This window comes from Spiractinospora alimapuensis, from assembly GCF_018437505.1.
Classification (GTDB): Bacteria; Actinomycetota; Actinomycetes; order Streptosporangiales; family Streptosporangiaceae; genus Spiractinospora; species Spiractinospora alimapuensis.
The window spans coordinates 3,426,802-3,446,763 of record NZ_CP072467.1; the positions used below are offsets into that span (position 1 = coordinate 3,426,802).

20 protein-coding genes are annotated in these 19,962 nt (G+C 68.8%); 10 read left to right on the forward strand and 10 right to left on the reverse strand.

Annotated features, from left to right (window positions below; all coding sequences use genetic code 11):
- Positions 1–155 precede the first annotated feature (155 nt).
- From J4H86_RS15855 to J4H86_RS15865, 3 genes are all read left to right on the forward strand, one after another.
- Entirely contained in the window at positions 156–401 is a 246-nt protein-coding gene (locus J4H86_RS15855; protein WP_236538492.1) for an FAD-dependent oxidoreductase, read from the forward strand.
- Positions 402–473: 72 nt separating this feature from the next.
- A complete protein-coding gene (gene trhA / locus J4H86_RS15860) occupies positions 474–1,115 on the forward strand; it encodes a PAQR family membrane homeostasis protein TrhA (protein ID WP_236544048.1) in 642 nt (213 codons plus the stop codon).
- Positions 1,116–1,179: 64 nt separating this feature from the next.
- Positions 1,180–2,430: a sensor histidine kinase gene (locus tag J4H86_RS15865; protein ID WP_236538493.1), complete on the forward strand. Its 1,251-nt coding sequence runs from the start codon at positions 1,180–1,182 to the stop codon at positions 2,428–2,430.
- 21 nt (positions 2,431–2,451) lie between these two features.
- Here J4H86_RS15865 and J4H86_RS15870 read toward each other — a convergent pair whose 3' ends face one another.
- Complete coding sequence (locus tag J4H86_RS15870; RefSeq protein ID WP_236538496.1) at positions 2,452–3,024, reverse strand: TetR/AcrR family transcriptional regulator; 573 nt, start codon at positions 3,022–3,024, stop codon at positions 2,452–2,454.
- 102 nt (positions 3,025–3,126) lie between these two features.
- Between J4H86_RS15870 and J4H86_RS15875 the strand changes: the two genes are divergently transcribed.
- The 3 genes from J4H86_RS15875 (at position 3,127) to J4H86_RS15885 (ending at position 5,859) form a co-directional block, all read left to right on the forward strand.
- Complete coding sequence (locus J4H86_RS15875) at positions 3,127–3,543, forward strand: VOC family protein (protein ID WP_236538497.1); 417 nt, start codon at positions 3,127–3,129, stop codon at positions 3,541–3,543.
- A gap of 112 nt (positions 3,544–3,655) precedes the next feature.
- Entirely contained in the window at positions 3,656–4,327 is a 672-nt protein-coding gene (locus tag J4H86_RS15880; RefSeq protein WP_269134587.1) for a response regulator, read from the forward strand.
- A 206-nt stretch (positions 4,328–4,533) separates the two neighbouring features.
- Positions 4,534–5,859 (forward strand): uracil-xanthine permease family protein, encoded by a 1,326-nt coding sequence (locus tag J4H86_RS15885; protein WP_236538498.1) that lies wholly within the window; start codon positions 4,534–4,536, stop codon positions 5,857–5,859.
- 126 nt (positions 5,860–5,985) lie between these two features.
- Here the strand turns inward: J4H86_RS15885 and J4H86_RS15890 are convergent, their stop codons facing one another.
- From J4H86_RS15890 to J4H86_RS15900, 3 genes are all read right to left on the reverse strand, one after another.
- On the reverse strand, positions 5,986–6,555 hold the full coding sequence (locus tag J4H86_RS15890; RefSeq protein WP_236538500.1) for a methyltransferase domain-containing protein: 570 nt from the start codon (positions 6,553–6,555) through the stop codon (positions 5,986–5,988).
- Between the two features lie 18 nt (positions 6,556–6,573).
- A complete protein-coding gene (locus J4H86_RS15895) occupies positions 6,574–7,479 on the reverse strand; it encodes a PrsW family intramembrane metalloprotease (protein WP_236544050.1) in 906 nt (301 codons plus the stop codon).
- A 193-nt stretch (positions 7,480–7,672) separates the two neighbouring features.
- The gene (locus J4H86_RS15900; protein ID WP_236538502.1) at positions 7,673–8,536 is read right to left on the reverse strand and encodes a putative RNA methyltransferase; all 864 of its coding nucleotides are present in this window, start codon (positions 8,534–8,536) and stop codon (positions 7,673–7,675) included.
- Positions 8,537–8,608: 72 nt separating this feature from the next.
- Between J4H86_RS15900 and J4H86_RS15905 the strand changes: the two genes are divergently transcribed.
- The gene (locus tag J4H86_RS15905; RefSeq protein ID WP_236538503.1) at positions 8,609–8,809 is read left to right on the forward strand and encodes an Arc family DNA-binding protein; all 201 of its coding nucleotides are present in this window, start codon (positions 8,609–8,611) and stop codon (positions 8,807–8,809) included.
- Positions 8,810–8,882: 73 nt separating this feature from the next.
- Here the strand turns inward: J4H86_RS15905 and J4H86_RS15910 are convergent, their stop codons facing one another.
- Entirely contained in the window at positions 8,883–9,971 is a 1,089-nt protein-coding gene (locus tag J4H86_RS15910) for a C40 family peptidase (RefSeq protein WP_236538507.1), read from the reverse strand.
- Between the two features lie 109 nt (positions 9,972–10,080).
- Complete coding sequence (locus J4H86_RS15915; protein WP_236538508.1) at positions 10,081–11,028, reverse strand: hydroxymethylglutaryl-CoA lyase; 948 nt, start codon at positions 11,026–11,028, stop codon at positions 10,081–10,083.
- A 203-nt stretch (positions 11,029–11,231) separates the two neighbouring features.
- On the opposite strand from J4H86_RS15915, the gene J4H86_RS15920 reads away from it, so the two are divergent.
- Together J4H86_RS15920 and J4H86_RS15925 are read left to right on the forward strand one after the other, a co-directional pair.
- Positions 11,232–12,572 (forward strand): MFS transporter, encoded by a 1,341-nt coding sequence (locus J4H86_RS15920; protein WP_236538510.1) that lies wholly within the window; start codon positions 11,232–11,234, stop codon positions 12,570–12,572.
- 127 nt (positions 12,573–12,699) lie between these two features.
- Complete coding sequence (locus tag J4H86_RS15925) at positions 12,700–13,893, forward strand: LCP family protein (protein WP_236538512.1); 1,194 nt, start codon at positions 12,700–12,702, stop codon at positions 13,891–13,893.
- A gap of 36 nt (positions 13,894–13,929) precedes the next feature.
- Here the strand turns inward: J4H86_RS15925 and J4H86_RS15930 are convergent, their stop codons facing one another.
- The 4 genes from J4H86_RS15930 to J4H86_RS15945 form a co-directional block, all read right to left on the reverse strand.
- Positions 13,930–14,688 carry a hypothetical protein gene (locus tag J4H86_RS15930; RefSeq protein WP_236538513.1) on the reverse strand — a complete coding sequence of 253 codons (759 nt, stop codon included), beginning with the start codon at positions 14,686–14,688 and terminating at the stop codon, positions 13,930–13,932.
- 261 nt (positions 14,689–14,949) lie between these two features.
- The gene (locus J4H86_RS15935; RefSeq protein WP_236538515.1) at positions 14,950–15,726 is read right to left on the reverse strand and encodes a hypothetical protein; all 777 of its coding nucleotides are present in this window, start codon (positions 15,724–15,726) and stop codon (positions 14,950–14,952) included.
- Positions 15,727–16,577: 851 nt separating this feature from the next.
- Entirely contained in the window at positions 16,578–18,005 is a 1,428-nt protein-coding gene (locus tag J4H86_RS15940) for an amidase (RefSeq protein WP_394356382.1), read from the reverse strand.
- A 33-nt stretch (positions 18,006–18,038) separates the two neighbouring features.
- Positions 18,039–19,022 (reverse strand): D-2-hydroxyacid dehydrogenase, encoded by a 984-nt coding sequence (locus tag J4H86_RS15945; protein WP_236538516.1) that lies wholly within the window; start codon positions 19,020–19,022, stop codon positions 18,039–18,041.
- A 290-nt stretch (positions 19,023–19,312) separates the two neighbouring features.
- Between J4H86_RS15945 and J4H86_RS15950 the strand changes: the two genes are divergently transcribed.
- The gene (locus J4H86_RS15950; protein WP_236544052.1) at positions 19,313–19,795 is read left to right on the forward strand and encodes a DUF3830 family protein; all 483 of its coding nucleotides are present in this window, start codon (positions 19,313–19,315) and stop codon (positions 19,793–19,795) included.
- Positions 19,796–19,962 lie beyond the last annotated feature (167 nt).

The following is a 19,962-nucleotide window of genomic DNA, read 5'->3' on the forward strand; positions in this document are numbered from 1 at the left end:
CGGATCGCTCCCTGGGGTTCGATCGAGTGCGCGGAAAACCCACCGCGCCCGGTAGGGGTGCGGGTTGGCTCACCGCCGCGCCGTACCTTCGGACGATCGCGGCCCCTGGCCGTGCCAGCGGCTCGCCCCCGTCTGACATGCGCGAGGAGCGGGTCATGAGCGCAGTACCGAGTGAGGCGGATGTCGTCGTCGTGGGGGCGGGTCCGGTCGGGCTCACGGTGGGTATCACCCTGGCGTACTACGGCGTCGATGTCGTCGTCCTCGACGCCGCTGAGCAGGCGCCACGCGAAGGGGGATCGACCGGCAGCACGACGGGACCCGCCACGTGTGGCCGGCTCAGGGACCCGCCGCCGGACCGCCGTGGCGTAGCCCACATCACATACCTACAGCACTGTAAGTAGAGTGGACACGTGCCGTCCACGCAGCCCTCCGCCGCCTCCGCCGTTCGTTCCGACACCAGTTCGCCGGCTCCCGTGCCCGCGGACAAGCCGAAGCTGCGGGGCTGGTCGCATCTCGGGATGGCGCCGCTCGCGCTCGCGGCGGGGATCGTCCTCGTGTCGCTGTCGCCGACCGTGGAGGCTCGCGTCGCCAGCGCCATCTACGCGGTCACGGCGACGCTGCTGTTCACGACCTCCGCCGTCTACCACGTGGGGCGTTGGCGCCCGGTCACCTTCGCGACGTTGCGTCGAATGGACCACTGCAACATCTACCTGATCATCGCCGGCACCTACACCCCGTTCGTGGTTCTGGTCCTGGACGGACAACTGCGGACCGTGTTGCTCTGGTTGATCTGGGGGGCGGCACTGGCGGGTGTCGGGTTCAAGGCCGGGTGGGTGAACGCACCCCGGTGGCTGTCGACGTCGCTCTACCTCGCCCTGGGCTGGGTGGCGATCCTGTTCTTCCCGCAGCTCATCAACGGGACGCACACCGCGACCTGGATCCTTCTGCTGGTCGGGGGCGGACTGTACAGTCTGGGCGGCGTGATCTACGCGACCCGGTGGCCGAACATCGCGCCACGGTGGTTCGGGTTCCACGAGGTCTTCCACGCGTTGACGATCGCCGCCTACGTGTGCCAGTACATCGCGGTGTCCTTCGTGACCTACAGCGTGAGCTGACAGGAGCCCCGCGGCGTCGTCACGCTCCGGTGTCGACCTGATCCCGCTGCGTAGACTCCGGACCATGTCCTCCACCGTCGCTCCCCGCACCGGTCCACCCAACGCGGCCACGTCACGGTGGCCGGCCTGGGCTCGACGGTGGTGGGGTCGACGGCACCGGGTCGGCGACTGGCTCTGGGCCGGTGTGGTGTTCTGGTTCACCGGACTCGGCCAGTTGATCTTCGCGGTCGGTCTACTCAGAGGCGCCCTCGAGCGAGTCCTCCTCAACGCCACGGGAGTCCCCCTCGACGTGGCGATCATGGTCGCACTCTTCGTGGTAGTCCCCGCCATCGCCTCCGTCATGACACTGTTCCGCCGCAGCCGTCCCTGGTTGCTGCTGACGACGGCCGTACTGATGCTGCTGCTGTTCGGGAACCCCTTCCCCGCGGCGATGGGGATCTACTCCTACGCGGCGTGGTTCCCGCGCCGGGACCGGTTGGTCGCGTGGACGTCGGCGATGGTGCTCGCCTGGGTGATCGCGGCCGGGGGCGTGCCGAGCTCCATTCCCGAGTTCCTCGGCGGAATCGTCGCCGTGTCCACGCTGATCGTCCTGCCGCTCTGTTTCGGCCTGTGGATCGGCACCCGCCGGGAGCTCATCCGCAGCCTCCACGAACGGGCGGAGCGCCTGGAGCGTGAGCAGCACCTCCTCGCGTCCAGCGCGGCGGCGGAGGAGCGTACCCGTATCGCTCGGGAGATGCACGACGTGGTCGCGCACCGGGTCAGTCTCATGGTTCTGCACGCGGGCGGACTGGAGGTCTCCGCCTCCGACGAGAGGACGACGGAGACGGCCGGCACCATCCGCAGCGCCGGACGTGAGGCGCTGACGGAACTCCGCGACATCCTCGGTGTGCTGCGCGCGGAGCGGGCTCCCTCCGAGACCGCCCCGCAGCCGGGGCTTTCCGACCTGGACGGCCTCGTCGCCGGGTGGCGGTCCGCGGGGATGCGGGTCGAGCTCTCTCGGCGGGACACCAAGGAGTTCTCGTCCTCGCTCCAGCGGACCGCCTACCGGGTCGTGCAGGAGGGCCTGACGAACTGCGCCAAGCACGCACCGTCCGCGGCCGTCGACGTGGCTCTGGAGGACGGGGCCGACTCACTCGTGGTGTCGGTCACCAACGGCACGTCGCCGGGCAGCGAGGATCTCCCGGCGCCCGCGAGCGGTTACGGCCTGGGCGGTCTCGGTGAGCGCGTGAACGTCGTCGGCGGCACCCTCACCTGGGGAGCGACTCCCGGCGGCGGGTGGGCGCTACGCGCCGAGATCCCCATCGGTTCGCCCTGACCGGCGAACCCGGGCGGCGTCTCACTCCGGGATGACGCGGTCCACGATGTCGTCGATCACCGCGTCGAATTCGGTCCCCTCCCACGCGGCGGGGAGGGTGAGGTGTTCGGTCAGCAGGCCCGTCATCGCGAGGTACAGGGCGGTGAACGCCGCGACGCCTCCCGGGTAGTCGCCCTCGACGTGAAACTCGAGGTTCGCCCGGATGTTGGCGCCGATGGTGTCGAGGAGCACGTCCCCGAGTTCCGGGCGTCGGGTGCCTTCCAACCGGAGCTCCAGCAGGGCCAGGTACGCGCGGCGATCGGCACTGACCCGGGCGTAGAGGTCGTGCATCCCCCACCGGACGACCTCTCGGCCGGGAGGTCGGCTCGCCATCTCCGTCAGGACCTCCGGTCGGGGCGCGAGGCGTTGGTGCACGTGAGCGGCGGCCTGGGCCAGCATCGCGTCGCGGTTGGGGAAGTAGTTGGTGGCGGTGCCGACGGGAACACCAGCCCGTTCGTCCACCGCGCGGAAGGTCAGCTTGCGGGCGCCGGCGTCGGCCAACACGTCGATGACCGCGTTCACCAGTGTCGTGCGTCGCTCAGGGTTCTCTCGCATACTCCCAACTTAGTACTTCAGTTGACGTGGTTTAAATGAAGTACTATGTTCATAGTGGTTCAAGAGACGATCCGTTCCCCAGCCCGAACTTGGAGGACCCGCATGCGAATCAACGCCATTGGAGCTTTCGCCATCGCCACCAACCCCACCGCGAGCGCGGCCTGGTTGGTCAATCACTTCGGCTTCCGGGTCGGTGTGGACATCGGCTGGTACGTCAACACGCAACATCCCGATCATCCGAACCTTCACTTCGACTTCTGTCTCCAGGGCCACGAGTCGGTTCCCGCGGTCGAGCGAGACCACCTCGGTGGAGGTCTCGGGCTCCTCGTGGACGACGTCGACGCGGAGGCGCGCCGACTCGAGGCCGCGGGTGTGGAGTTCCTCCTTGCCCCGGTGACCGAACCCTGGGGACAGCGCCGTTTCCAGGTACTCGGTCCGGACAACCTGTGCGTCGAGGTGATCCAGATGGTGACCCCCGACCCCACGTGGCTGGCGGAACACGGTCTCGCTCCAGAGTGACGCGCGCCCGGCGTGTCACTGTTCGCCGCCCGCCGCCCACGCCCCGTGCGCGGCGGGCGGTTAGGGTGTGCCGTCGGGACGACGCGACGCGAGCTGAGGGGGACCCGTGGCACTGGGGGCCGACCAACCGGAACCGGCGACCGTCCGGGTCCTGATCGTCGACGACGAGCAGCTCGTCCGTGCGGGGCTACGGATGATCCTGGACGCCGCCCCGGACATCACGATCGTGGGAGAGGCCGCCGACGGTGCCGAGGCGGTAGAACTCACCTCGTCCGTCGGTCCGGACATCGTGCTTCTGGACATCAGGATGCCCGGGACCGACGGGCTCACGGCGGCCGAGCGACTCGCCACGCTCCCCGCACCGCCCCGTGTCGTCCTGCTGACGACGTTCGACCTGGACGAGTACGTTCACCGCGGGCTTCGCGCCGGAGCGGTGGGGTTCCTGTTGAAGGACACCCCGCCGCGGGACCTGGTCGACGCGGTACGAACCATCCACGCGGGCAACGCCATGCTCGCCCCGAGCGTGACGCGCCGGATGCTGCACCACTTCTCGTCACACGCCGACGGTTCCGCCCCGGCGGAGCGTCGTCTCGCCACCCTGAGCGACCGCGAACGCGACGTCCTCCTCGCGGTGGCCCGCGGCAGGTCCAACGCCGAGGCCGCTCGTGAACTCGGCATGCGCGAACCGACCGTCAAGGCCCACGTGAGCCGCATCCTCGCCAAGCTCGAACTCACCAACCGGGTCCAGGCGGCGATCCTCGCCCACGACGCCGGCTGGGTGTGACCGAACGTAGGGGCCCCTGGAACGTGGCGGCCGAACACCGACGCACGCCGCGGCGCGACGGCGATAACGCACCAATCGCCACGGGCGAATTGAACAATCTCGATGATCCTTCTGACGATGATCATTCCGTAGCGTGCTCGAAACGCGCGTCCCACAGGGTGTGCACGAATCACCCCCAATTCGCAGCGCGTCGCGGAAGGAACATCGTGTCGAACAACGAGCACGACCCCCAGGCCTCCGAAACATCCATCACCTACGGCGTCAACGACATGCCTCCCCTGCGGAAGGCGATCCCGCTCGGTATCCAGCACGTGCTCACGATGTTCGCGAGCAACGTCACCGTCCCCATCCTGATCGCCGGCGCCGTGGGCGCGACGGTGGGAGAGACGGCTCTCCTGGTGCAGGCCGCCCTCCTGTGCGCGGGTCTCACCACATTGCTGCAGACCGTCGGAATCGGCCGCGTCGGCTCGCGACTGCCCATCGTCCAGGGCACGAGCTTCGGTTTCCTGGTCGTCGCCGTCTCGGTCGGCCCCACCTACGGGCTGCCCGCGATTCTGGGCGGCGCCATCGTGGCCGGCGTGGTCCAGTGCCTGATGGGCCTGGTCATGCCGTGGCTGAAGCGCCTCTTCCCGCCCCTGGTGAGCGGAATCGTGGTGCTCACCATCGGCGTGGGCCTCTTCCCGTCCGGACTCAACCTCATGGCGGGGGGAGCGGGCGCGGAGGACTACGGTTCCTACACCAACCTCGGCTTCGCGTTATTCGTCTTCGTCCTCGTGATCGGGATCAGCCAGTTCGGACGCGGGTTCTTCGCCACCTCGGCGGTGCTCATCGGGCTGACGGTCGGCTACCTCGCCGCGATCCCGTTCGGACTGGTCGACTTCAGCGGTGTCGCCGAGGCGGCCTGGTTCGACATCCCCCGCCCGATGCAGTTCGGCCTGTCCTTCCCGATGGCCGCGGTCGTCGCCATGGCGGTGATGGGAATCGCGACCACGGTCGAGACCATCGGTGACCTCTCCGCGGTCACCAAGGGCGGCGCCGGCCGGGAGGTCACCAACCGGGAAATGACCGGCGGTGTACTCGCGGACGGGGTCGGAACCATCATCTCTCCCTTCCTCAACGCGTTCCCGAACACCACCTACGCGCAGAACGTCGGGCTCGTGACCCTCACCGGTGTCATGAGCCGCCACGTCGTCTCCATCGGCGCGGGGTTCCTCCTGATCTGCGCCCTGTCGCCGAAGCTCGCCGCGGTCATCACGGCGATGCCCTCCTCGGTCCTGGGTGGTGCCGGCATCGTCATGTTCGGGCTCGTCGCCGCCTCGGGAATCCGGCTGATCACCGACCGGCCGATGTCCCGACGCAATCTCACGATCATCTCGGCGTCCGTGGGTCCGGGCCTCGGTCTGGCGATGGTCCCCGACGCGATCGCGGTGCTGCCCGAGACGCTCTACATCCTGCTGGAGACGGGCATCGTTCCCGCCGCGACCATCGCGGTGATCCTGAACCTGGTCATCCCGGACCAGGCCGACCGGTGAGGGTTGGCCCGCCGGCGTCGGCGGGCCAACCCAGGGACCGGTCCGCGGGTGGGTGTGCCACCCACCCGCCGTTCGACTTCCACGCGGCCCGGACCTTCGCAGGAAGGGCGCGCCCCGGTGCCGGACTCAGTGGGTCCGACGCGCGAGCAGCCGGGTGGTACGGGCGTGGCCGGCGGTGAGCTGGCGCTCGGTCAGGATCGCGAAGCCACGGGGCAGGCGGGCGCCCAGCGCCCCGTGGCGCACCCGGAAGCGCGTGGTCTCGCCGTCCACCGCCGCGAGGGCCTCCCACCCGAACAGCCCGCCGGGACTCACCGCGGCGGCGCCGACGTCGAAGGCCCCCTCGTCCCAGTAGCGTGTCGCCAGGACGATCGCGTAGGACTCCTCGGGGCGGAACCGGGTGGCGTCGGCGAGGACACAGTGGACGCGGTCGCCGAGGTCCCGGCGCTCCGCCTCCTCCGTCAACTGGTCCAGTGCCACGTCGGACACGTCCACGACGGTGACGGTGCGTCCCATCGCCGCGAGCTCCAGCGCGCTGCCGGAACGTCCCGCGGCGAGTTCGAGGACGGGGCCGGGAGGAGGATTGGCCTCCATCGCGTCGGCGGCGAGGGGGTGAGGTGGGAAGCCGGGGGGATCATCAGCGAAACGAGCGTTCCACCGGCGTCGGTCTGGGTGATCGCGCAAGTCTTCTGGAACCACCCCACCAGTGTGACGCAGTCACTCGGGGACGCGTTGGGCGCGGTTCGCCCAATAGCGCAACCACAGCAGGTTCACGAGGATGACGACGAGCAGTCCCAGCGCGTAGAGGATCCCCACCATCGCCTGCTGTTCCGAGGTGAAGTGGGCGTTGCCGTCCCGGGCGACCAGGCGCAGTTGTGCCTGTGTCCCGGTCAGGAGCAGCACGATGCCCGTGACGAACGGATGCATCGCGTCCCACACCGCGTGCAGCACCGACACCCCCAGGTAGACGAGGAGGAACCATCCGGTGACGCGGTACCGGCGCCCGTGCGCGGCCTGGAACAGCGCCGCGACCGCGATCGCCGTCCACAGCCCGTGCATGAACGGGCTGAGCATGCCGCGGAGTACCTCCACCTGGACCACGGCCATGATGTCGAGCCCACGTTCGGTGATCACCGCGCTCAGCGCGTATCCGGCCGACTCGAAGGCCGCGAACCCGAACCCGACCGCGGCGCCCAGGAGCAGCCCGTCCCGGACGGTGTAACGCGTCAGGTGCCGGGCGACGATCGCCGCGGCGAGGATCTTGACGGCCTCCTCGATGAGCCCGACGCCCAGGAAGAGGAAGAGGTTCGGGCGCAGGAGGTAGGACTCCAGTACGGAGGCCCCGAGGACCCCGATCAGTCCACCGATGATGAACGCGCGGACCATGAGGACGATGCTGACCTCGTCGCTCCGCGCACGTTCGTAGGCCCAGACCACGAACGTGACCGGAACCAGGAAGCTCCCCAGCAGCACGATCGTGGGGACGAGGTTGGTGTTCCGGGTCAACAGCGTGATGACGACGGTGGCCAGCCAGAGCAAGAGACCGATCCAGAACACCCGGGACCACGCGCTTCTGGCCCGCCGGCGCCGATGCGGTACCGATCCGCCCAGCGGCGCGTTCATGTCCGTCACGGCCCAACCACCACTCCGTTGCGGGGATCCACGACCGGACGGCGCCGCCTCCAGCGACGACACCACGACCTTCGCCGCGGAACGACATCAAATGATTACTTTCCGCAATGAACGTGTGTGAACCCTGACGAGGCGACCGCGAGGTCGGCACGCCCCCGGTGGCCAAGTGTCCGCAGGAGCGGGGTCAGCGTGGCCGGTAGGCGGTCACCAGCACGGACACCGTCACGGAGATCGGTTCCTCCGCCCGCCCCAACGCGGCGAGTCGCTCCCCGTCCAGATGGTGCGCGGAGGGTCCCATCGACACGGCGGACACGGCGAGCTCCGGCGCCAGGTCGACGCTGTACTCGACCCGGCGCTCGACCACGGAGGTGAACCGGGAGCCGAGTCCACGGTCGAGGCGTTCCTCCTTGTCCGCGTCCACGCTGACGAGGCCGAGACCCTCCCGCAGCTCGCCCAGGTGACGGCCGGTCGGACGCGCGACGACCAGAAGCCCCTTCGCGGTGAGGACCCTGTGGAACTCCGCGGGGTTGCGCGGCGAGAAGACGTCCAGGAGCACGTCGACCGACGCGTCCCGGAGCGGGAGCGTCTGCCACACGTCACTCGCGACGGCGGCCGCCCGTGGGTGAACCCGCGCGGCACGGCGCAACGCGAACTTCGACACGTCCAGGCCGAGCCCGACCGCGTCGGCGTGCCGATCGAGGAACGACGCGAGGTAGTAGCCCGTCCCCACACCCGAGTCCACCACCACCTCCGGGTGCGCCTCGCATTCTCCCGCGACCTCGGCCACCGCCGTGGCCACGGGTGCGAAGTGCCCCGACCCCAGCAGTTCCTCCCGAGCGCGCACCATCGCGGCGGTGTCCCCGGTCCCCGCGGTCGGACGCCCGGTCAACAGACTGACGTAGCCCTGCCGGGCCAGGTCGAAGGAGTGCCCCCTAACGCAGCGAAGCGCGCGTCCGTCCAGTGCCAACTCCGCGCCGCACACCGGACACACCACGACACCCAGCACCCGCCGCAACACCGGCGACTCCCCACCCTGCCCACCAGTCATGACTCCATTGTCGAGTCCCCGCTCCACCAGCTGGACCATGACAGTGATGCCAATTTCTGACACCATCCGACTGTGAACACGCGGCGACGCCCTCCCCAGGAAGTCCACACGCGCGTGAAACGCGCCGCGGAGGAGGATGGAAACAGCGTCACTTCCGAGGCCGCGACCGCGATCGAGGATTGCCTGGAACGACGCCAGACGGAACGAGTACGGGAAATCGCACGAGAGATCGCTCGGCGTGACGCCGAACTCCTCGACCTGCTGGCGCAGTGACCGGCTATCTCACCAAGAACGACCTTCTTGCCGTAGCGGACGACGTGCTTCCCGCGCCCCACACCCTCATGGTCTAGTTCGGGCTGATGCGCACCACGCCGGCGAAGCCGGAGAAGCGGACGTCGGTCACGCGGACGACCTGGCCGGAGCTGGGTGCCTCGATCATCTGCCCGTCGCCGAGGTAGATGGCGACGTGGGAGATGTAGTCCGGCTGGTTGGGATCGGTGCGCCAGAAGAGGAGGTCGCCCCGTTCGGCCTCGGAGTAGTCGAGGCGGGGACCGACCGTCCACTGCTCGTGGGTCACGCGGGGGAGCGAGACTCCCGCCTGGGCGAAGGCCCATTGCACCAGCCCGGAGCAGTCGAAGTTGTCCGGACCGCTGCCGCCCCACACATAGGGTGCGCCGAGTTTGGACTCCGCCGCGTCGATCGCGGACTCGACCGACTCGGAGCTGAGTCGGTCCCCGTCCCAGCGCGCACCGTCGTCTCCGGTTCCCTCGGTCTCCTCGAGCTCCGCACCGGGGAGGAGCTGCACTCCGCTCTCCGGTGGGAGCTTCTCGGTGAGCTCCTCCTGCAAGGCGATGACGTCGGCCCCTGGCGCGCTGACCAGAGCCGCGTTGCCGACCGGCATGCCGAGCTCCTCAGCCCGGTCCGCGGCGACGTAGCCGTCAACGCCGGGGATACGTGAGTCCACCGCGTCGCCGACGGTCAGTCGCCAGGTATCGTTCTCCTCGTCCTCGCCCAGTCGTTCGCCGGGCTCCAGCCCGCCGTGTTCGGCGGGCAGGATCGTCCCCTCGCGCAACGCGGACACCGTGGCGTTCTGGACGTCGGACAGTTCCTCCTCCGAGCCGCCGAACCGCGCCAGGGACTCGGGGTCGGCGCCGACGACCGCCGTGTCCCGGTCGTCCACGCCCAGGCGGGCCGCGGAGGCGAGAAGGACGTCGTCCACCCCATCGCGTTCCGTCAGCTCGCTGAGCAATTCCTCGGGCAACGCGTCCGCCGAGGCGATGAACAGGTCGGCGTCCGCCGGCAGCGGGACCGCTGCCTCCTGGGTGTCCGAGCTCTCCGCGTCCGTGGGGTCCGCGGCCGCCGGCGTGGCGACCATCGTGGTCGCGGCGACGGCGAACAGAGTCAGGGACGACAGCATCGTCGGCCTTCGGTGCACGTGGTTCCTCCCGTTCCGAGGATTTCGCCCGGGCATGCCGGACCACCACCGAATATAACACTTCGTACTTGTTTGACTACGTACAGGAATGTCCGTGTTGCTCTGATTCTTACTGTTCTCTCTGAGCGAGTGCGGCGACGACCCGCGATGGACTGGGTCGCCCGAGATGCTTCGCCATCCACAGGCTTGTGGACACCAACGCGTCCAGGTCCACACCGTGGTCGATTCCGAGACCGGTCAGCAGCCAGACAAGATCCTCCGTGGCGAGGTTCCCGGTGGCGCTACCGGCGTAGGGACACCCTCCGATGCCACCAGCGGACGCGTCGAACTCCGCGATCTCCGTCGACAGCGCTGCGTAGACGTTGGCGAGAGCCTGCCCATAGGTGTCGTGGAAGTGCATGGCGACCTGCGACGGCGGGATACCCGCTCCTCCCAGGGCTTCCACCATTCGTGTCACCTGGCCCGGTGTCCCGACCCCGATGGTGTCGCCGATCGAGATCGTCCCGCAGCCCATCTCCCGCAGCCGCAGCGAGACCCGCACGACGTCCTCGACCGGGACCGGTCCCTCCCACGGGTCACCGAAACACATGGATACGTACCCGCGCACCGGGATCCCATGCGCCGTCGCACTCGCGACCACCGGCTCGAACATCCGCAGGACCCCGTCGACGTCCCGGTTGAGGTTGCGACGCGCGAACGTCTCGGTCGCGCTCGCGAACACCGCGATCTCTCTCGCCCCCGCGGCCAGGGCCCGCTCCAACCCCTTTTCGTTGGGGACCAGCACGGGATAGCTCACTCCCGGCCCCGGTTCCAGGGCGAGTGTGACCTCCCGGGCGTCGGCCAACTGCGGAATCCAACGCGGCGAGACGAAACTCGTGGTCTCGATCGTGCGCAGCCCGGCGGCACGCAGCCGGAGAATCAGCTCGACCTTCACCTTCGTCGGGATGACCGCCGCCTCCGCCTGCAGTCCGTCCCGCGGGGCCACCTCATAGACCCGCACGGATCTCGGCAGACCCGTGCGCGGTTCGACGGCGGGAAGTCCGGGATTTGTCGACACGCTACCTCCTGTGTCCACGTCAGTCGCCTTTCGCCTGACGCGATGCCGAGTGTGTTTCGAAGTTACGTGAACCTGGCCCAAAAATGGCGTGCGAGTTGCGGAGCGGATTCCTCCCGCGGGAATTCCATCCCTATGAGCACGGGGAGGAAATCCTGAGCGCGCACCGGCAGCCAGCGAAAGTGCGCAGACTGGAACATCGCACCGTGCGGCGCGCCGTTTTGGCGACCGCGATCGGAAATGCGACCGAGTGGTACGACTACGGCGTCTACAGCTACCTCGCGGTGACCATTGGGCTCGTCTTCTATCCCGGTGGCTCACAGGCGACCCAGCTCATCGCCACGTTCACCACTTTCGCGGCCGCGTTCCTGATCCGTCCGATCGGGGGCCTGATCCTTGGCCCCCTCGGCGACCGCGTCGGGCGCCGCCAGGTGCTCGTCGTGACGATGCTGATGATGGCCGGCGCGACCTTCGCCATCGGCCTCATCCCGTCGGCCGCGACGATCGGGATCTTCGCCCCGATCCTATTGTTGTTGGCGCGCCTGGTGCAGGGCTTCTCCACTGGTGGTGAGTACGCGGGCGCCGCGACGTTCATCGCCGAGTTCGCGCCCGACCGACGGCGTGGATTCTTCGGGTCCTGGCTGGAGTTCGGCACCGTGGCGGGCTATATCACCGGAGCCGGACTGGTCACCATCTTCACGTTGCTGCTGACCCCGGAACAGATGATCGACTGGGGCTGGCGGATCCCGTTCCTCCTCGCTCTGCCCCTCGGCGCGATCGGACTTTACCTGCGTTTCACCCTCGGAGAGACGCCCGTCTTCGAGGAGTCGAAGGGGGGTTTCAAGCGCGGCGAGGACGGAGGCGTCGGGGGACAGTTCAAGGCCACGTTCGCCGACCAGTGGCGCGCGATCCTGCTGTGCATCGGCCTCGTGATGGCGTGGAACGTCGTCAACTACACGATGACGGCGTACCTTCCCAGCTACCTCGACGCCGTTCTCGGCTACACGAGTGCCCTCGGAACACTCCTCGTGGTCATCGCGCTGACGGTGACGCTGGTGACCGTGACCCTGTTCGGCCGCCTCAGCGACCGGTTCGGGCGCCGCCGTGTCCTCATGTCCGGCTGTCTGGGGTCGATCGTCCTCGCGGTACCGTCGTTCTGGCTGATCCAACAGGGCCACATCGTGACGGTGCTGGCGGGGGTGGTCATCCTGTCCTTGATCCTGGCCCACTTCTCCGGAGCGGGCCCGTCGACCGTCCCGGCGTTCTTCCCCACCGCGGTGCGGTACGGCGCGCTGGCGATCAGCTTCAACGTCTCGGTCGCGGTCTTCGGGGGCACCACACCCCTCGTCGCGGAGTCGCTGATCGACCTGACCGGCAACACCTATGTGCCCGCGTTCCAGGTGATGCTGGCTGGCGTGGTGGGACTGATCGTGGTGCTGACCATGAGTGAGACGGCGAATCGTCCCCTGCCCGGCTCCCAGGCGATGGAATCGACAGAGGGTCCAGGGAGAATCACCGACCCAGGACAATCCACGTCAAAGACGTGAGTGCCACCGGATACGTTTATTCTTCGCGCCACGTGGGAACGGTGGTGATTCCAGGAGAGAGGCAGGGACGCTAGAATTGGGCGCCCCGTCTTCCCTATACCCGAACGTGGAAAGCGCCCCATCAGCCATGGCCGAACGGACCCAGCGAAAAGGGCGCGCCCGCGTGATCCGGTTGGTGCTCGCGACATTCGCCGCGTGCCTCGTCCTGGTCCTCCTCGCGGCGGCATCGATCGCCTACTCCTACTACCGTGACCTGCGCGACGAGGTCGCCCAGCACGACCTCGGCTCGGTCCTGGACGAGTCCGAACGGCCCGAGAAACTCAACGAGGCCATCACCATCCTGCTCATCGGATCGGACGACCGCGCGGAGAACGAGGAGTACGGCGGGCACTACATGGAGGGCGAGCGTTCCGACTCGTTGATGCTGGTCCACATCTCACCGGACCGCGACGAGGTCACGGCGATCAACTTCCCCCGCGACTCCCTGGTTCAGCTTCCCGAGTGCGGCCCCTACGCGGGACACGACGGCACCGACGGCTACTACGGGATGATCAACGCGGCCCTGTTCCATGGTGGACCGCCCTGTGTGGTGCGCACCATCGAGTCCCTGACCGACATCCACATCGACCACTTCGCGCACATGGACTTCAGTGGCTTCCGCGACATGGTGGACGCCGTTGGTGGTGTCGAGATGTGCGTCCCCGAACCCATGCAGGACGAACGCGCCCACCTGGACCTCGAGGCCGGCGACCAGCGCCTGGACGGTGAACAGGCCCTGGCTTTCGTCCGCGCGCGGTACGAGATCGGTGACGGTGGCGACATCGGGCGGATCGACCGCCAGCAGATGTTCCTCGCCGCGTTCGCCAGCGAGGTACTGGACGACGACCTACTGGTCCAACCGAACCAGCTCCGGGCGTTGCTGGACTCGGTGATGGAGCACGTCACCACCGACACCGAACTCACGTTGACCACGATGCTCTCCCTCGGCTCCACGCTGTCCGACGTGGAGCTCGATGACATCTCCTTCTACACCGTCCCGTGGTGGCAGGCCCCGTCCGATCCCAACCGCGTGATCTGGAACGAGGACCTCGCCGCGGCTCTCTTCGAGTCCGTCGCACAGGACGATCCGATCGACCCGGAGCTCTTCATCGAGAGCGGAGAAGAGCCCGACGAGCCGACCGACAGCCCGACGGCGGAGTACCCCGCTGAGGAAGAGGAACCGAGTCAGGCCGCGACGGCCCCCGGCGACCTGGACCGCCGGGACGCGACCGCGAACCCCTGCGAGGAGGGCCTGGGCTCGGGCACAGAGGCCGAGTGGTGACCCAAAACCCTCCGCGCGACATGGTGGGGTCGGGTCCTAGCCCAGCAGGGACCCACCAAGGCCACCCGCGACACCCTCGACCAGGGACTGCACGCCACCGGTCGCGCTCTGCGGCGTGACCTCGGCACCCTCGACCTCGGAGGTGTCCGCGACGCCCTCGCCGGTCTCGGTCGCACCGTCCGCGACACCCTCGCCGGTCGACACGACGTCGCCCGTCAGGTCATTGTCGGTCACCTGGCCGCCGAGGTCGCTCACGACCCCGTTCACCTGGTCGCCCACGGGCCCGACAGTGCCGGAGACGTCGCCGAGCGGGTTGGCCTGCTCCTCACGCTGCGGCGTGGCCGAGATCTCGCCGGGCTCCACCTGCGCCGCCGGGGAGACGACGTCCTGCAGGCCGCGCACCACGGACTCGGTGTCCACGGCCGCCGCCAGGTCCTCCACACCGGAGCCGACCCGCTCGGACTGCTGCGTGGTCGAGGGGACACCGTCCACCGCGCCGGTCAGCTCGCCCAGGTCGGCCAGGTCACTCACTGACGACATCGGCACCGTCCCGGTGGGGTCGAGGCCGGCGAGGGTCGACTCGTCGAGCAGCGCGGTCGGGTCGGCACTGGCGGCGTTCTGCGACACCGCGTCGTCGCCGGGCCCGTTGATGTTCGTGTTCACCGCGTCGCCGAGGTTGACGGTGTCGAGGACCTCGTTCAGGTCCTGCGCGCTCGCGCTGGCCGATCCCAGTCCGAAGACGGCGAGGGCACCGACGGCGACGAGGGCGGAGCGGGTGAAGAACGAAGTACGCATGTGTGCTTCCAATCCACGTTGCTGACTGCGGAACAGTCAGGTGTGTTCGATCCCGGTTGGAGAAGGGTGACTGAGCGAGGATGGGCCCTATCCGGCACTCGACATCGCCTTCACGGTCAGCCTCGGGATCTGGCAGATCTCGGGCTGACGACAGCCACGCCATACGTGGCTCTCGTCAACTCGCAGTGACACGGCACTGACCGAAGACCGCTGGGCGGGTGCACGACGCGCGCCGAGACGTGGCGCGGCCCGTGCTCGGGGTCAGTCCGGGGAGAAGGAAGGTTCGCCGGCGTCGTACGCGGGCGGCGGGCTCGCGGCGCCGCCGAGGGCGAGCGCCTGCCCGAGGTCGGCCGGGGCCGCCTGGTGGTGGGTGAGGTCCGCGAACGCCGGCCCCTGGGCCGCGGAGCCCCCGCTGACCACGGCGCTCGCACGGTCGGAGGTTCCGGCCGGAGAGTCGTCATCCGACGGCGCGGAGTCGTCCGCGTGGTGATGCGCCCCACCGTCGTCCGGGAGGACGACCACGCTTCGCGGCAGGGGCTGGGCCCCGTCACCGTCCGTCGCGTCCTCCGCCTCGTCGGACCGGGAGGTCTCGTCGGACTCCTCGGAAGCCTCGTCGCTCGCCTCCGGCGGTTCGGAGGCGTCGTCCTCGGCGGGAACCGACTCCTCCCGGGGAGGATCGACGTCAACGAGATCGGTGGACGTGTTGACCACGTCCGTCACGGGTGCCAACGACCGGTCGGAGGTCGCCGCGACAGCGCCCACCGTGGAACTCACCGGCTCACTCTCGCTGACCGCGGAGGTCGACGACCCCACGGCGGAGCCCGCCGTGCGCACCACGTCGGTGACGGGTTCCACGGCATCGGTGGAGGTGTCGGCCAGGTCCTGGGCCGTGGTGGAGACGTCCGCGCTCTCGACAACACTCGTCGTCGAGAGCACGTCCCCCGCGAGCCCGTCATCCGCGCTCGCGCCCGCAGACCCGGCGACCCATGCCGCGAAGAGAAAACCGAAGAAGAGGACGATCCGCCGAATCCCGGACATCAAGGGGCGCTCTCGGCGTAGGTCACGCCTGAGGCCATGAACCAACACCGCACACCCCCGATCACCGCTCACAACTTCAGGACTACGGATCGTGACCGTAGCACAGAAGAGTCAACGCGCGGCAAGCCTTCCCCGAAACCCGGCCGGAATCGCACTCGAGATTGGCACGCGGAATCACGTTCGCAGGGCGAATGCCACCCACCGACAGGGTGTTCACCAAACCTGGAATCCCATGATTGGGACCACACCACACTCCGCATCGGCAAAACCACCCCATGCCAGCGGAAACACAAATCCCATTGGTCGCATTTTCCGGAAACATATGGGCAAGCCGGTCGGTCGATCGCTATTCTGGACCCTCGGCGCGGCAGCGCGGAAAGAATGGCCGTGCGAGCCGCATCTCGCCGTGTGTCTTCGGGAGGGGTACACACGGCGCGTGTGGCTCGCACACCGCGCCGGAACCAGGCCGATGATCCCCGCGGGCCCGCGGGCACTGCCGGGTAACGCCCCGCCCCGCCCGGGATAGCACTCGACCTCGCCGCTCGAGCGGCCCGCCCGAATCGGAGGGTTCGGGTCAGCGCCCAGGACGCACACGGGGACGGGTCCGTCCCCACACGGTGGGCGACCGCCGCACCCAGCCTCGCGGTGGGACCCGACCACGGACGACCACACGTCGTGGTAACCGTACGCCTCAACCACACCGGGCCCGTAGGGGCGTTGGACCGACCGCGGCGCGTCGGATCCCCGCGGGACTGCGCCCACGACACACCGCGGTCAGGATCGAGGCCGCCGGTCGGCCCGCGCGGGGAGTGAGCGTCCCCCTGGGCCCGAGCCGGCGGCGGGTCGACGTGTCAGGGCCAGTCGGAGGCCCAGGGACGTGCCATCTCCACGGCGTGGGCGGCGCGGAGGATCGCCGCGTCGTGGTGGCGGGCGGCGACGATCTGCAGGCCGACGGGAAGCCCACCCGGCGTGAAGCCGCAGGGAATGCTCGCGGCCGGCTGCTGGGTCATGTTGAACGGGAAACTGAAGGTCGCCCACTCCAGCCAACGCTTGGCACCGGAGTCCGCGGGCACCTCTCGGCCGGCCTCGAAGGGCGGAATCGCGACGGCCGGCGTCAGCAGGAGGTCGTACTCCTCGTGCAGCTCCCCCATCCGCTTGCCCATGGCCATACGGGTCGCCATGGCGGTGAGGTAGTCCTGCGCGGAGTAGGTAAGGCCTACCTCGATGATTTCCGCCAGCCCCGGGTCGAGCAGTTCGCGTTCCTCGACGGAGAGGTGTTCGGTGGCCTTGGCCGCACCCGCGAACCACAACACCTGGAAGTCGTCGATCGGGTTGGCGAACCCGGGGTCGACTTCGTCGACCTTCGCTCCGAGGTCCTCGAACACCGCCGCCGCGCCGGCGACGACACCGGCGACGTCGGGGTCCACACTCGCGTAGCCCAGAGTCGGACTGAACGCGATCCGGAGGCCCGCCACGGAGGCGCCGTCGAGGTCGGCCAGGAAACTCCCGGTGGGAGGAGCCAACGCCGCCCAGTCCCGGTGGTCGGGGCGGGAGATGACGTCCATCATGAGCGCGGTGTCCGCCACCGTCCGCGTCATCGGCCCGGTGTGCGCGAGCGTCCCGTAGGGGCTCGCCGGGTAGTGCGGGACGAGACCGTAGGTCGGCTTGAGGGTCACGATGCCGCAGAACGACGCGGGGATCCGCACCGATCCGCCGCCGTCGGTCCCCAAGGCGAGCGGCGCCATCCCAGCGGCGACGGCCGCGGCCGCGCCACCACTTGACCCACCCGCCGTGCGCGTTGTGTCCCATGGGTTCCGGGTAACGCCGGCGAGTGGGCTGTCTGTTACGGCCTTCCAGGCCAGCTCCGGTGTGGTCGTCTTTCCGACGAAGACCGCGTCCGCCTCACGCAGACGCGCCACCGCGGGGGAGTCCTCCGTCCACGGGCCCGCCGCGTTGACCGTGCGGGAGCCCCGGAGGTTGGGCCAGCCGCGGGTGTTGAACACGTCCTTGATCGAGGTGGGAACCCCGTCCAGGACGCCGTTCGGCTCACCCCGCGCCCAGCGGTCCTCGGACTCGCGCGCCGTCCGCAGCGCCTCCTCGCCATGCACCTGGCAGTAGGAGTTGATGCGCGGGTCCTCCCGCTCGATGCGCTCCAGGACCGCGGCGGTCGCCTCGACGGGCGACAGGTCCTTCGCGGCGTACGCGGAGAGGAGTTCGGTCGCGGACATGGCGGTGGGGTCGCCGGGTTCACGGCTGGTGCCGGGGGGCTGGGGACTCACACACTTCTCCGTTCACTGCGGTTCCACTGCGGGTCAGCCATGCGGCACGTATCCGCGCCGCTTGTCCACGATGTTCCTGAGTTCCCGACCGTCGAGGTAGCGGTCCAGGTTGTCGTAGAAGAGCTGGGCGAGGTCGGCGCGCCATCCCACGGTGTCGCCGGACATGTGCGGTGAGACGATCACGCCGGGCATGTCCCACAGCGGGGAGTCCGTGGGGAGGGGCTCGGACTCGAAGACGTCGAGAGCGGCGCCGGCGATGGCGCCGTCCCGAAGCGCGGCGACCAGGTCGCGCTCCACGACCAGCGGTCCCCGACCGATGTTGATCACGCGCGTGCTCGGGCGCATGGCCCGCAGGGCGGCGTCGTCGATCATTCCGTGCGTCGCCTCGGTGAGGGGCGCGGCCAGGACCACGAAGTCGGCCTCCGACACGGCGGTGTGCAGCTCCTGTTGCGGATGCACTGTGGTGAAGTCCGGGTCGTCGGTCCGTGCCGTCCTGCCCAGACCCCGCACCGTCAGTCCCACGGCGGAGAGCTGGCGGGCGATGGCCCGCCCGATGGGCCCGGTGCCGATGACGAGAGCGCGCTTTCCGGCGACGCGTTCCGTCTCGCGGTGCTCCCACTCGTGGCGTGTCTGCCGGGAGAGGGTGCCCGGCAGGTCCTTGGTGTAGGCCAGGACGAGACCGAGGACGTACTCCGCGATCGACTGGTCGAAGATGCCCCGGGAGTTGGTGAGGACCACGTCGCTCGCGGTGAGCTCGGGGAACATCAGGTTGTCCACGCCCGCCGTCGCGGCGTGGATCCATCGGAGCTGGTCCGCCTTGCCCCAGGCGTCGACCAGCGCACGCGAGAACAGGTCCCACACCAGCAGGACGTCGGCCCCAGGCAGGGCGCCGGCCAGCTCGTCCGCGGACACGTAACGCACCTGCGCGAGGCGCGCGTCACTGTCGAGCCGAGCGGCACCGGGGGGAGCGGCGCCCCCGCTCAGGACCACCACTCGGGGGGGTGTTTCCACAGCCACGAGGTAATTCCTCCCCTTCACAACGGACAGCACACCGGATGACCTGCGGCGCGATGCCTTGACGCAGAGTTAACGATTCGGAGCCGAAGAAACCATTGACACGCTAGAGAGCAATCGTATGATTGTCAACAATCGGCGGATGTGCTCCGCGCGGTCACGTGGATGAATGTTGTCGAGTTGTCGAACAGCTTCTCCCGTCCAGGGCGGAGCGCTACTGACGAGTTCTCACCTCACCACCAGGAAACACGACGAACCGTGAACGGAGGAACCTTCCGGCGATGCCCAGATACATGTCCATCTCCCTGGAACGTCGCGGCGTGAGCTGCGTCGCGGAGCTCCTGGACAAGGAAGCTCCCCGCACCTGCGACGCGGTCTGGCAGGCGCTCCCCCTCGAAGGTCCGGCACAGCACGCCAAGTACGCCCGCAACGAGGTGTACACGATGGTGCCCCGGTTCTCCCCCGAGGAAGTCGGACAGGAGAACCCGACGGTTACCCCCATTCCCGGCGACGTGGTGTACTTCTCCTTTCCCGGTGGGATGCTCGACCGGGAGTTCAAGGAGGACAAGGGCGTCGAGCACCTTCCGGGGGTGATTGACCTGGCGATTTTCTACGGACGCAACAACCTCCTGATCAACGGCGACGTCGGCTGGGTCCCCGGCAACGTCTACGCGACCATCGTCGAGGGGCTGGACGCCATGGCGGAGGCCTGCCACGACGTGTGGCGATCGGGCAGCGTTGGGGAACGGCTTGTTTATCGCAGGCACGAGGAATAGCCACAGCGAACAGAAAAGGGCAGTCGGCAGGTCCACCGATCATTGGTGGTGCTCTCGGTCCGCGGCACCCAGAACCACCGAACGTCACGACCCCGTGTAAACACGGGGAAGTAGCCGTCCTGGACCGCGCATCGGACCTCACCACCCGTGCGCGGAACAGGACGTCG